Origin of the sequence: Mesorhizobium sp. KR2-14 (assembly GCF_040049255.1) — a bacterium.
Lineage (GTDB): Bacteria > Pseudomonadota > Alphaproteobacteria > Rhizobiales > Rhizobiaceae > Pseudaminobacter.
On the sequence record NZ_JBDZDR010000005.1, the window covers coordinates 1 to 13,179 of the forward strand.

Genomic DNA, 13,179 nt, shown 5'->3' on the forward strand with positions numbered 1-13,179 from the left:
CTCGCCGCGCTCGCCCCGGCCATGCCCGCCGGCCAGACCCTCGACGCCGGCCCCGCACTCGCCACCGTCACCCTCGCCGACCTCGCCGCCCGCCTCGCCGGCAACGCCACACTCCCAAACCCCGCATCCGGCGACTGCGAATTGTTCTGAAAGCAATGGACGGAGCCGCGTGAGGCCGTTCACACGAAGCTTTGCGCAAAAAAGGGATCCCACATCTATCCCGAAGGGGGCCTGGATCGACGTCGACAACCAGCGGCTTGCGATTCACCGCTGCGCAAGAGCGGTGACATGGGCAACCATGTCGCGGTAGATCCTGCGCGCGTCGAAGCGTTCATCGAAGATCGAGATACGGCGCTGCCTTTCGGACTGCCCGGCTTTCTCCACGAGAGCCTTTTCAATGGCCGCCGCGAGCGCGGAAGGATTCCTGCTCGGGATGGTCGTGCCGGCGCCGGTCTCGGCGTAGAGCGCCGCCGCGTCTCCCGCCAGCGTGGCAATCTGATAGGCACCGTAGGCCATGTACTCGAATATCTTGTTGGGCAGGCCCTGCGGGGCACTTGCGACGTAGGGCAGCAGACCTATTGCGGAGTGGCCAAGGCAGGCTGCGACTTTTTCGGGACCAATCCAGCCTGCCAGGCGCACGTTCGGTAGCCGGCTAAATGCTTCCGAGAGTCGGGGCCGCGAGGCGTGGTTGCCTGCGAGCAGGAACACGATGTCGGGGCGGCCAGAGAGCTTTTGCGCCGTTTCCAGCAACAGTTCCAGGTCGTAGGTCGCCCCCCACGAACCAATGAACGAGACAAGGTGCTGGCCCGGGGAAACGTTCAGCTCGAGACAGAACTTCTCCAGTTCGGCGGAAGTCGGAACCGCGCTTCGCTGGTACCCCAGCGGGAAAACCCGATCCCTTGTGGTGTCGCAGCGCCCACCCTTCGCCTGCCCCCAGGCCAGATAGCCCTGCGATATACCGATGAGCGAAGTTGCGTGACGGCAGGCAAAGCGCGCTTGCGCCTCCAGCGGTTTCATGACGAGGCGTGCGGCGGGGCGCGACCATGCAGGCACGAAATCCGCGAAAAAATCTGGCCAGAGGTCCCGGATCGAAACGACCACCGGCAGATTTTTGCGCAGGGCGAATCCAACCGCAGCGCTTGCCGTTTCGGTGGTCGGGAGGTCGGTGACGATCAGATCCGGAAGCACCGTTGCCGAGTTGGCGTGTTTCAGGAATCTCCTTGCAAACAGGTGATTATGAATGATTCTTGGAAGGCCGATGTTCGACTTGTATCCCGGCGCCGGAAGGACGTTGATCGTCAAGCCATCGTTAACTTGAAAGGTGCCTGCCGGGCGATTCTCTCGCGTGTAGTGGCTGAATGTCGAGGTGAACCACGTGGTCTCGTGGCCGCTTTCCGCCAGAGCTTGAGCGAACATTCCGGCGCGGAAAAGCCGAGGATCTCTGTCGGTCGGTATCGGTTCGAGGTCTCGGACAACCCAAATTCGCATAAACGAGAAACCAGTATGTATGTTTCGAAGACGTGCCAGCGGCGCAGGCCGCGACGCTAACCGTCATGAGACTTGATCACCGCTTAGCCATCAAGCGAGGGGAGGGTCAAATGCGTGTCATAGAATCATGATTTGTTGCAGCGACCCAGATTTGACGTGTTTACGTACGTGCTGTATCCAGCCCTGCAACCCGCTAAGCAAGAGCATTTTGCATGAAGGTCACCGTTTTCGGCACCGGTTATGTCGGCCTTGTCCAGGGTGCAGTGCTTTCGGAATCAGGACATCAGGTCGTTTGCGTTGATGTCGACGCGCGTAAAATACAGGCGCTTAACGAGGGCATCATCCCGATCTACGAGCCGGGTCTCGAGAGTATCGTTCGGGAGTGCAGCGCGTCTGGCCGCCTGAGCTTCACGACCGATTCGAAAGCGGCGATCCAGCACGGTTCGATCCTCTTCATCGCCGTTGGTACGCCGCCTCACGAAGATGGCTCGGCCGATCTGAAATATGTCCTCTCGGTCGCGGAAACCATCGGCCGCGAGATGGAGACGCCCAAGATTGTCGTCGGCAAGTCGACCGTGCCGGTCGGCACCTGCGACAAGGTCCGGGAGACCATTGCCAAGGCGCTTGCGCAGCGCGGGCTCGCCGAGCTTCGCTTCGACGTGGTGTCCAACCCCGAGTTTCTCAAGGAGGGGTCGGCAGTGGCCGACTGCATGAAGCCGGATCGGATCATTGTCGGCACCGACAGCGCCGAGGCCGAGCAGGCGATGCGCGAACTATATGCTCCGTTCAACCGCAACCATGAGAAGATGATCGTCATGGACGTGCGGAGCGCCGAACTGACCAAATATGCCGCCAATTGCATGCTGGCGACGAAGATCAGCTTCATGAACGAGGTGGCCAACATCGCCGAGCGCCTGGGCTGCGACATCGAGCAGGTGAGGCGCGGCATCGGCAGCGATCCCCGCATAGGCTACCATTTCATCTACCCCGGAATGGGCTATGGCGGCTCCTGCTTTCCGAAGGATGTGCGAGCCCTTATTCGAACGGCCCAGGATGCGGATTTCGAGCCCATTGTGCTGAAGGCGATCGACCACCGCAACGATCTACAGAAGAACGTGCTTTTCGAGAAGGTGCGCCGCCACTACGGCGGGAACCTGGCGGGCAAAACCTTCGCGCTGTGGGGGCTCGCATTCAAGCCCAACACCGATGACATGCGCGAAGCGCCCTCGCGCAAGCTGATGGAAGCGCTGTGGGATGCAGGCGCCAAGGTGCAGGCCTACGATCCCGAGGCTATGCAGGAATGCCAGGAGATCTATGGGCAGCGCGACGACCTGATACTGTGCGGCACCAAGGAGGCGGCGCTCCGGGGGGCCGGAGCCCTGCTGATCGCCACCGAGTGGAAGAGCTTCCGTGCGCCCGATTTCGAAGCGGTGCGCAATACGCTCGCCTCGCCGGTCATCTTCGACGGCCGCAATGTCTACGATCCGCAACTCGTGGCCAAATACGGCATCAAATACTACTCGATCGGTCGCCCTGCATCGACACCGCTCGGCGAATCGGCGAGCCTTCAAAGCCTCGATGAAGCAGGAAACGGCATTCGTGAGGCGGGCTGAAGAAACCGAGGCGTTGCGCTACCCCGAGGCCTCGGGACAGCCGATGATCGAGTATTCGGTTATCGTGCCGGTTTACCAGCACTGGCACCTGGTGCCGGACCTCCTGAAATGCCTCGGCGCGCAGACGCTGCCGCCCGAGCGCTTCGAAGTGATACTCGTCGACAACCTGTCGCCGGACTTTGCGCCACCCGCAGAACTGCCATCCAACACCCGCGTGCTGCGCTGCGACCAGCCCGGCTCCTATGCCGCACGCAACCTAGGCGCACAGCACGCGCGCGGCGCTTGGCTGATCTTCACCGATGCAGATTGTTTGCCGGCTGCCAACTGGCTGGAGAAGCACGGTGCGTTTGCAGCGCGGCAGGCGGCGGGGACTCTGGTGGCGGGCGCGGTCAATATCGTCAGCCGGTCTCCGAAGCCAAGCGCCTGGGAGATCTACGACATCGTCAAGGGGATTCCGCAGGAGCAATACGTGCGGCGCGGCTACGCTGCCACCGCCAATCTCGCCGTGCCGAAGGCTATATTTGAGATGCTCGGCGGCTTCGATGGCAGCCGGTTTTCGGGTGGGGATGCCGATCTCTGCCGGCGCGCGGGCCGCGCCGGTCATGATATAGCGTTTGCGAAAGAGGCGCGTGTCGATCACCGCTCCCGGACGACATGGGAGGAAATCGCCACCAAGGCACGCCGGATCAAGGGCGGTCAGCTTGCCAGCGGTTCAGCGGGGCGCCGCCGCATCTGGCTCATCGGCACGATCAATCCGCCAGTGGCGGGTGCCTGGAGCTTTCTCAAGTCCACTCCCCATCCGCTTCGTCACCGGCTTGTCGCTATTCTGGTCCTGTTTCGCGTCTGGATTGTCGGGCTTCGGGAGGCCGTGCGCCTGAAGGCAGGCGGCATGGCGGAGCGCCGATGATTTCGCTTGCAGCGCAGCGCCAGGGCCTGTCCGGGCCGCAACCGTCCCCTGCCGCAAAGCGGTAGTCTTCATCCACGAATGATCCCGATCACCAGAGAAGATGCAAGAATTTCTGAAAGACATCGAGCCCTTCTTTTACGGGAAAGGGATGAGGGAAAAGATCGGCCGGCGGATTTGGAGCGCCTACAACCGCCTGCCGGTAAGCGCGAGGGCAGCCATACCTCGGACGGCGAAAAGATGGCTCCAGAAACGGATAGGGTCCGTCGCAAACGCATCTCCGCTAGTCAAGGCATTCGACGACAAGCTGTGGGGCGGTTTTTCTCGCTCGGCCTTGATCGATCTCGCCACGATCAAGGCGAACGAAGCACTGCCTGCCGCGGACAGAGCAGAAGCGTGCTACAGCTTGGCGCGCTGGCATGCCGTGCAGGGCGATTTCTCTGCCGCGCTCAAGGAAATGGAAGATCGCCGCGCAATCAATCTGAGGATCGCGCACCAGAAGCGCCAATTCATGCTGGAGGCGCTTTTCTTGTGCCGGCTTGGGCGCGCGGAAGAGGCGCGTGCGCTTATTGAGCGCTACTATGCTGGGAAGTCATTCGATACTTCAGTGCAGCTTATGCTTGCCAACACCTGGAACCCCGCCGTCACTGGAGTGCGCACGGCGGAGAGCGAAGCCAAGGTGCTGGAGTACATCAACGCCGTTTATCGCCATTTCGGTCTCGCCGAAATCGAAAAGCGCGACCCCAATGGGGCCCTTTCCATCGACAACTTGCGCGGAAAGCACGTCAAGAAGCACTTCGACCCCGGCAACAAGGTGACGGTGATCGTTCCGGCCTACAATGCCGAGGGGACGATTTTGACGGCGCTGACGAGCCTTGCCGAGCAAAGCTGGCAGAACCTCGAAGTCCTGGTGGTTGACGATTGCAGCACGGACAATACCGCTGCGGTGGTGGAGGCGTTTTGCAAAACGGACGAACGCTTCCGGCTCATCCGACAGACGGTGAATGGTGGAAGCTACACCTGCCGGAATCGCGCATTGGAAGAGGCACGTGGAGCGTATATCACCATCCATGATTCGGACGATTTTGCTCATCCCGACAGGATATTCAGTCATATCAGGCATGCCGAGACCAGTAATATTCGGTACAACCTGTCAAAGTGGGGCAGGGTACTATCGGACTTGACGTTTGTTGGTGTTTGGATGCCCCGTGAAGATCTAACGAATCCGAATATGGGTTCTTTTTTTGTTCATCGCGGCATCTTTGAGATGGTCGGCGGATGGGACGACGTAAGGGTGTCTGGCGATAGAGAATTTGTCCGTCGCGTGGAAGCATTCTGCGGTGGCAGGAATAGAGATATGGTGGCCGATGGCTGCCCATTAGTATTTGGAAGAGTGTCGGAAACGTCGCTTACACAGAGTAAGGATACGAGTCTTTCTACCATATACAACGGCGTCAGGAGAGAGTATCACGAAGCTACTGATTACGTTCACGAAAACTATTCTGTGCATGAAATTAGAAGCCTTCGCGCTAGAAAAATCCCACGTCCAAGCATCATCGACGTCGGAGGGCATATTCCTCGGTTCGATATTTTATTCATCGGCGACTGGAATATGAAAGGCGGGACATTTCACTCGGCGTTTCATATGGCGAAAGCTGCTGGCCTGGACGGAATGAAAATCGGGGTTCTGCACTATTGTCGCTATGATTTGGACGTTGCTCGCCCGCTGTCGCATGACGTTCGCGCCGTCTTCTATAACAACAACATCACGATTATTTCTCCTGGTGAGAAGGTCGTTGCAGACAATGTCGTCATTACATATCCCGCTATGCTCCAACACCTCTTGGATAGATTTCCTAGTATCAAGCATGAGAAGCTTTTTGTGGTCGTCAATCAGATGGGCGAACGCGACACGAAAGGTGACGACGTGGCGTATGATCCCGTCCGCGTGCGAGAGCATCTCGTGGAGTACTTTGGACATGAGGGAGATTGGGTGCCCATCTCGAACAGGGTGCGCAAGATCATGGAGGAAGACCCGCGCTACCCGCAGCCTCACAAGAATACGTGGACACCTATGGTCGACGTCGACGAATGGATGATCGGCCGGCCCCGCTGGCGCGGGAAGGAACGCGACCTGCCAGTGATCGGACGCCATGGGCGTGACCATCCTCTGAAATGGCCTGGCAACCGCACTTCGCTTCTCGATGCCTATTGCGCCGACAAGCCATGCAAATTGCGCTTTCTTGGCGGAGCAAGACATGCCGAAAAGCTGGCTGGACGACGGCCCGCGAACTGGCAGGTGGACCCTTTCGGCTCTCGCGACGTGAAGGAATTTTTGGTCGACCTCGACTTCTTCATCCACTATCCGCATGAAGACTACATCGAGGAGTTCGGACGCGCGCCGATGGAGGCGATGGCGATCGGTGTCCCGGTGATCCTGCCCCCTGTCTTCAGGGGAACGTTCGGCGAGGCGGCACTATATGCCGAGCCGGCAGACGTCTGGCCGCTCATTGAAAAGTTGTGGGCGGACGAAAAGAAGTGGTTGGACCGGCTCGAGGCAGGGCGCGACTTCGTGAAAAAGAACTGCTCCTACGATGCCTTTCCGCCACGATTGCAGTAGGCAAGCATATGTGCGGCAGGTTCATGAGGCATCTAAGAGTGCTGATGTATGTGACGCACGGCTCTTGCTGATGCCAACTGCTGCAAAAAGGGAAGGGCGGGGGCAAATCCGGTAACCCATCCAAGAAGCAGCAGAAGCCAGAGTGTCGACAATGCTTCAATCCAGCCTCACCGCGTGGAGTATTGCCAGGAGAGTTGCCTGGGAGAGCAGTAGATGACAGTTGACCTCTTCAGCCAATCCGGGGATCTTGTCCGCTGGATTTTCAATGTCATCCGGCAGTTCTTTCGCGTTGCCTGGTGGAACACCTTTCTCGTCGTCACCTATTCGGTGATCGCGCGGGTTGCGCGCATGCTTGCCTTTCTGCTGCCGCTGAAGGTCATCCTGCTGGCGGGGTCGGGGCGCGTGCCGAGCTATTTCCGGCCGTTCCTTGCTCCCGACCAAAAGGACCAAGGGGTGATCGTGCTGTCGGTCGCCGCCTGCGTCTTCTATCTGCTCACGCTGCTGCTCGACGCCCGCGTGACACGGCTTTCGGAAAAGGGCAGCCGCGATCTGCTCGCGGCGTCCGGGGTCATGGCGGTGGTCAGCAATCAGCGTGCGGAGGCGCAAGGCTTCTATGCGCGCTTCACCCAGATTGCCGCGCGCGTGCTGTTCGCGCTTGCCGGTTTGCTTTGCCTGGCGGTGCTGGCGCCGGCGCCCTTTGCCTTTCTTCTCGGCCTTTTCCTCTGCTTTTTCGTCTTGACCGCCTGGATTTTGCACGGCGTGACGCCGCTCAGGCGCAACAGGATCTCCGATTTCATCACCGACAGGCTTGGCAACTATCTCAACATCCTGTCGTCAATCGCCTTCCTTTCCACTTTCCTGGTCATTCTGTCGCCCTTCGTCACCGATAGCGGCGGAAACATACTGGTCGCGATCGTCTCCTTCGTCCTGCTGCGACAGGTGTTGAGCGCCCTGACGGATTCGATCAAGGGTGCGGTTTCGCTCGTCAAGCAAAGGCATCTGATCGACACGCTGGTGTTTCCGGACCACCGGCTCCAGTCTGCCGAACCCAAGGACCAGCGCACCTTGCGCGGTGTTTTTGGCCGGCAGGAACGGGAACAGGTGTTTGCCGAAGAACTCGCCGGCATGCTCGGTGCCGATGCGAAGCTGCGGATCGAATGGTGCGATCCCGCCATTCGCGGCACGGCGGAGTTTTCGGTCGCTGCGCAGATGGAGGGAGCGCCCGCGCGCCATCTGAGAATCCAGGCGTTTGCGCCCCGGCACCTGCGCATGCTGGAGAACGAGGATCTCCTGTTTCGTCATGTCGACCGGAAGGCCGTGTGGGCGGCGCCGGTTTTGAAGCGCTTCTCCCACGGCGATTACAACTGCGTGGTGCGCGACGCCGGTGCCGGTGCAAATCCGTCGGCTGACGAGTGGCGCGCGCTCCAGGTGGATTTCCTGGCCAATCTATGGTGCCTCGAACCGCCGCCCGCCCTGGTCAGGATCTATTCTTCCTCGCACCGTTTCCTGCATGAGCGCCTGACCGAAGAATTCGTGTCGCGAATGGATATTGCGGTCGACACGGATGAAGAAGCCGAGGCCTTGGGGCGGTTCCAGGATGCCCTGCCTGCGATGCGCGATCTGGTTGGAAAAGTACCATTGCGCCTGGTCAATCCCGACTTCGCACGCGAGCAGACGGTGGCGCGGGCAGATGGAGGCTACGATGTGCTGGAATGGGGACAGTGGTCGCTTGCGCCCATCGGCACGGCCTTGACGTCGTGGCTTGCGGACGACAGGGAGCTTGACGCCCTGCTCGAGGAGGTGCGCCGGCGCCGGCCCGGCATGCTCGATGAACCGCTGACCGCCGCCCAGCTGCAACTGGTCAGGAACTGCGATCGGCTGGAGCGCGCCATCCTGCGGGGCACGATGAAGGCAGCCTTGCAGCTTGCCGTGCAGGCGACGAGCGATCTCGAAGCGATCGCTGGAAATGCAGGCAAGGCAGAAGAGACCAAAAGCCCGCTCCAGATGGCGACCGGCCAAGCATAGAGGCCCCCAGCCGCTCGGCCAGCCTGAGCAGCGCGATCATGACGACGTTGATCAGCACATGGTCAACCCGCTCGCTGTGGTATCGGCAGCGGGCAAAGCCCAATTTTGAGGCGGGCACTGGCAGTTTCCAAAGCATTGATGTGATCAATGTTCGTTATTCAATGCGCGGGGGTTTATGCCGGCGCCAATCTCCCGAAGAATAGGGGCTGGCTGGGGACCGGCGCAGTTGAACCCGTTGGTCGATTGGAGGAGATTGGGGATGATCGGAGAAAAAACAGCGGAAGTGCGCGCTTTCTGGGAGCGCCAGCGAACGGCGCTGGGCATCGAAACCGAGTTGTACCATGCCAGCACCTTCGCCGATGTGAGGTTCGCCACCTACCACGATGAACTTCTGGGCCTGGTCACCGCCGGCAAGAAGCGAGCCACGGCTCATCTGGATCTGGATTTCGAGCGCAACAACATTCGCCGCCGCGACATCGGCGACTATTGGGTCGTGCTCAATACCGTCTCCGAACCGCGCTTCCTGATCCGCATTACCGATGTGGATGTCAGACCCTTCGATAAGGTCGAGCAGTCGTTCGCCGAGCGCGAAGGGGAGGGCGACAGCAGCCTGGCCTACTGGGCGAAAGTTCACCGCGAATATTTCGAGCTTCAATGCGCCGAATGGGGTGTCCCCTGGCGCGAGAACCTGGCCACCGTTTGTGAAGGGTTCGAGCTTCTTGCCACCGCTTGATCCGAGCTGCGCAGCCACCGAGGTCTCAGAAGCGGCGGGCCGCTGGCCGGCGCTTGTTTTCGCATCGGCTGGTCGGCGCGGTCGAGATCCCGGATGTCCATGCGCCTGATTTGGGAAGCTACGCCCTTCGGAAGGATTGACGCCCTGTGCCAATTTCCGCACCCTTCCGGCAAAGGGGAACGATCAAGCTATCGACTATTGTGATGATCTGGTGATTGCCCGCCGTGAGCTTGCCGGGCTGAACCAACCCCGATCGTCAGTGGTCTGCAACACAATGGCTCGGGGCCATTCGGGACGTTGGTCGGGGGGAGGCGATGGATCAGAGCGGGTCGCCAAGGAATGCAGTTTCTGAAGGCAGCGCGCCGGGAATTTTCCTGTCCATCGCGCTGCTTACGCTTTCGCTGTCAGCGCTCGTGCAGTTCCTGTGGCAAGGAACGGTGCTGTTCATGCGCGAGGCCGGACAGCCCTCGCAACTTATCGGGCTGGTCTACCTGGCCGGCTTTCCGTGGCTGCTTCGGTTCTTATGGGCGCCGCTCATCGACCGCTACGGCAGCCGGCGTTGGGGCCACTTCCGAAGCTGGATCATCGCCACGCAAATCGCCATCACCTTCGGCCTCCTGTTCCTGACCGCCGTCGATCCGCTGGCCTCGCCCTATGCCCTCCTGGCGCTGCTTGCCGTTCTCAGTGCGATCATGGGCACGCAGCAGTCGGCGATCCTGGGCCTGATGGCGGCACGGCTTGCCGAGAAAGACAGGTCCAAGGGAATGACGGTAAAGGCGACCGCCTTCGCTGCCGCCGGCGTCTTGATGGGGGCCGGCATCCTCTACTGGCTCGGCGACTATGGCTGGACGATCACCACTGCAGCGATTTTCGTGTTCGGGCTGTTCGGCCTGGCCGTATTGCTGCCACTGAAGCTCGACGCAGGTAACGCTCCACCCCCATCGTCTGTCAACCTGCGGAACCAGTTCGCTGTCCTCTGGCGCCCCGGACCACGCCGCCTGCTTCTCATTTCGCTCGGGGTCAATGGGGCCGTTGCCACGACCTACGGTCTGCAGTCCATCATGCTCATCGATGCAGGCTTGGCCGTCTCGCAGGCGGCGCTGATCACGATGGTCGTCGCGGCCGCTGTCGGCGCGTTCGGAGCGCTCTCCGCTCGCTATCTCGTCGAGCGCTTCGGAGGCTACATGGCAGCCGGCGTTCTGGGCCTGGTTCTCGGCGCATCTTGTCTTGGGTTTGCAACACTGCTTGCAAGGGCCCTGGACAAGAACGCCGTCGTCGCGCTCGTCCTCGTGATCAGCTTCCTGAGTTTCGGCCTCATTCCGGCTACCAAGAGCATCCTGCTCGGCTACTGCTCCGAGGGGCGCAAGGCTACCGATGTCTCGGTGTTCTCCGGGGTCGAGGCGCTTGCCTTCATGGTTATGGTAACCGGGTCGAGCGCGGTCGCCGATCTCATCGGCTTCGCGCCGATCGTGGCGGCTGCCGGATGTGTCTCGATAATGGGTGGGATGTTCGCGTTGCGGCAACGACGGGAGACCGTTCCTTTGCGCGCCGCGGCTTCAGCAGCCTAGCTTCGGAGGCGCGCGAAGAAAGGCTGGCGGGAACATCATTTCAGGGTCAGGGTTCCTATTCATTCGGAGAATCCGCAATGACCAGAAAGCAAGATGAACGAACCCCCGAGCAGGAGCGCTCCGACATTGATGCAGGCCGAAGGGGCGACAAGACTCCCGGCTTCGATCCCGCTGCGGCTCCCATGGAAACGGATGCCGAGGCGGCCAATACCCACACCGAGCCCTCGGCGGTTCATGGTTCCGAGCCGTCGCGTTTCAGGAATGCGGCGACTTTCGCCAACGCGATGCGGCCGATGGATGGTGTGCCGAAGCCCGGAAGCAACAGCGCGCTGCTTGTCATTGCTGCCATTGCCCTGCTCGCCATCGTCGCCATCGTCGCGACAGCGATGCTGCTACACTGAGACCTGCCTCGGTGGCACTCTGGCTTCGGGAGAAAAGCAACCGAGCTGCTCCGGATGCTGTGAGAGATAGTCCCGCATCATCGCGCTCCTGTTATGGCCAGCAGATTACGCATGCCTGCTCGCAAGCGCCATTGGTGTTGCTTACGGCAAGCGCTGCCATCACCACGTCGAGCGCGGCCGCGACACGCGGAAATGAAGAGCAATTCCCGTTTTTGTCGGTTAATCCGTCGATTTCATGGGATTGAATGGCGCGCCCGAAAGGACACACGTAATCGTCCCAAGACGGCCTCCCAACCATCTGAAATAGTTGCACTTTCATCGTCTCTGCCTACTCTCGCCCGAACGTCACGATGCTGTGGGCTGGAAACAGTGTCCTAACGATTATCTCGCGCGAGAGGGGGGATTACTCTGCCACGCTATTCATCTGTTCCATTTACGCGTTTGAGGACAAAGGGCGGAACGTACATTTTTAGGTACCAAGTTCCAGACGACGTTCACCAGAAGTTGTTGGAGGCAGGTCACGACAGCGCCCATCGAACCTTAGTATTTTCTTTGAAAACCTGCGATCCGAGTGTAGCTCGTGCTCGCGCTCTTCGAGCCGCCGCCGATACGCTAACGCTGGTAAACCTGATCAGGTCTGGGGATAACTCCCTCGGACTTAAGCTTGATCCGAGGTGCTATCAGCAAGACGGTCCGTCAACCGCAGTTCACGATTCGCTGCACCGCCGTCCTACTCGCAAGCAGGGCAAGTCTCCCGGAAACGCTGGCAAACCCCTCTCTGGGGCAGTGCCCCGCAAACGCGGACCACGCCAGACGCTAATTTGGGTCTATGAGCATGTTTACCTGCCGCGCCGGGTCGAGCGGAAGGGAGTTCCGCCGAGAAGGCGGTCAAGGCTGGACATAGAGGCTGCGATCCGCCGATTTGTGACAAGCATCGGCGACAAGGAAGTCCAAGACATCTCTCGCCAGGATGCGGAGCGTTTCGTGCGTGCCCTCGACCTGCCATCAATCGGCACGAGGAAGAAGGTAATCGGGGTCCTCTCCACCGTCTGTAACGCTGCCCTAGAGCGCGAACTGATCGCGAGAAACCCCTTCCGGGGACTTGGACCGGACAGGTATGCCGTAATGGCGGACCGAAAGAGCTATAAGCGGTTCGATGCGGATCAACTGACGCGCCTCTTCGACCGAACAGAGCGGAAAGAAACCGCCATGCTATGGGTGCCGCGTCTGCTGCTCCTCACGGGCGCAAGGCTTGAGGAGATGGCTCAACTCCGGGCAGAGTGGATCACGACTCGGGATGGAGTTCCCGTGATCGACCTTCACGAAGCCCAAGTTAAAAGCCCGCACAATCTCCGATACATCCCCCTGCATCGGCACTTAATCGACCTTGGATTGCTGGAGTACGTCGCTGCCTGCGAGGATCGTCTCTTTCCGCGACTCCGATATCGGTCAACGGCGGAGCGTTGGGGCGGCTCGCCTAGCACGAGACTCAACCGTGAGATCGATGAAGCTCTAGGCAAAAGCAGGACTCTCACCGTCCACAGCCTACGGAAAACTTTCGAGCACGCCGCCTATGTCGTAGGCATCCAGAAGCCAACCTTCAATGCTATCACGGGCCATAAGCCGGGCGACATTTCCGAGGAACACTACCTGCATTTGAAGGATGACGTAATCTTCCTCAAAAAGCAGATCGACCTGCTCGATTTCTCGTTCCTGTTCGCTGGAATGCGATCACCGTCAGCCCCTCTTTTGGCAGATTAGGGAGGAAGGCTGGTTGTGTATCTGACAATCCAACCTCTCCACAGTGCGTGTGACATGACGGGTCGC

The 13,179-nt window shown here is 60.1% G+C and carries 9 protein-coding genes; 8 read left to right on the forward strand and 1 reads right to left on the reverse strand.

Annotated elements, in window-relative coordinates:
• Positions 1-264: 264 nt before the first annotated feature.
• Complete coding sequence (locus ABLE86_RS14275) at positions 265-1,488, reverse strand: glycosyltransferase (protein WP_348779640.1); 1,224 nt, start codon at positions 1,486-1,488, stop codon at positions 265-267.
• A 212-nt stretch (positions 1,489-1,700) separates the two neighbouring features.
• On the opposite strand from ABLE86_RS14275, the gene ABLE86_RS14280 reads away from it, so the two are divergent.
• From ABLE86_RS14280 to ABLE86_RS14315, 8 genes are all read left to right on the forward strand, one after another.
• On the forward strand, positions 1,701-3,101 hold the full coding sequence (locus tag ABLE86_RS14280) for a UDP-glucose/GDP-mannose dehydrogenase family protein (RefSeq protein ID WP_348779641.1): 1,401 nt from the start codon (positions 1,701-1,703) through the stop codon (positions 3,099-3,101).
• Positions 3,088-4,008: a glycosyltransferase gene (locus ABLE86_RS14285; RefSeq protein ID WP_348779642.1), complete on the forward strand. Its 921-nt coding sequence runs from the start codon at positions 3,088-3,090 to the stop codon at positions 4,006-4,008. The genes ABLE86_RS14280 and ABLE86_RS14285 overlap by 14 nt, the downstream gene beginning before the upstream one ends.
• A gap of 100 nt (positions 4,009-4,108) precedes the next feature.
• A complete protein-coding gene (locus tag ABLE86_RS14290; RefSeq protein ID WP_348779643.1) occupies positions 4,109-6,625 on the forward strand; it encodes a glycosyltransferase in 2,517 nt (838 codons plus the stop codon).
• Between the two features lie 213 nt (positions 6,626-6,838).
• Entirely contained in the window at positions 6,839-8,650 is a 1,812-nt protein-coding gene (locus ABLE86_RS14295; RefSeq protein ID WP_348779644.1) for a hypothetical protein, read from the forward strand.
• A 259-nt stretch (positions 8,651-8,909) separates the two neighbouring features.
• Positions 8,910-9,383 carry an ASCH domain-containing protein gene (locus tag ABLE86_RS14300; protein WP_348779645.1) on the forward strand — a complete coding sequence of 158 codons (474 nt, stop codon included), beginning with the start codon at positions 8,910-8,912 and terminating at the stop codon, positions 9,381-9,383.
• Positions 9,384-9,697: 314 nt separating this feature from the next.
• On the forward strand, positions 9,698-10,951 hold the full coding sequence (locus ABLE86_RS14305) for an MFS transporter (RefSeq protein ID WP_348779646.1): 1,254 nt from the start codon (positions 9,698-9,700) through the stop codon (positions 10,949-10,951).
• A gap of 77 nt (positions 10,952-11,028) precedes the next feature.
• Positions 11,029-11,352 carry a hypothetical protein gene (locus tag ABLE86_RS14310; protein ID WP_348779647.1) on the forward strand — a complete coding sequence of 108 codons (324 nt, stop codon included), beginning with the start codon at positions 11,029-11,031 and terminating at the stop codon, positions 11,350-11,352.
• Between the two features lie 984 nt (positions 11,353-12,336).
• Positions 12,337-13,113: a tyrosine-type recombinase/integrase gene (locus ABLE86_RS14315; protein WP_348779648.1), complete on the forward strand. Its 777-nt coding sequence runs from the start codon at positions 12,337-12,339 to the stop codon at positions 13,111-13,113.
• Positions 13,114-13,179 lie beyond the last annotated feature (66 nt).

Coding starts and splice junctions, on each gene's coding strand:
- ABLE86_RS14275 (WP_348779640.1), bottom strand. CDS start 1,488: ATGCGAATTTGGGTTGTCCGAGACCTCGAACCGATACCGACCGACAGA.
- ABLE86_RS14280 (WP_348779641.1), top strand. CDS start 1,701: ATGAAGGTCACCGTTTTCGGCACCGGTTATGTCGGCCTTGTCCAGGGT.
- ABLE86_RS14290 (WP_348779643.1), top strand. CDS start 4,109: ATGCAAGAATTTCTGAAAGACATCGAGCCCTTCTTTTACGGGAAAGGG.
- ABLE86_RS14295 (WP_348779644.1), top strand. CDS start 6,839: ATGACAGTTGACCTCTTCAGCCAATCCGGGGATCTTGTCCGCTGGATT.
- ABLE86_RS14300 (WP_348779645.1), top strand. CDS start 8,910: ATGATCGGAGAAAAAACAGCGGAAGTGCGCGCTTTCTGGGAGCGCCAG.
- ABLE86_RS14305 (WP_348779646.1), top strand. CDS start 9,698: ATGGATCAGAGCGGGTCGCCAAGGAATGCAGTTTCTGAAGGCAGCGCG.
- ABLE86_RS14310 (WP_348779647.1), top strand. CDS start 11,029: ATGACCAGAAAGCAAGATGAACGAACCCCCGAGCAGGAGCGCTCCGAC.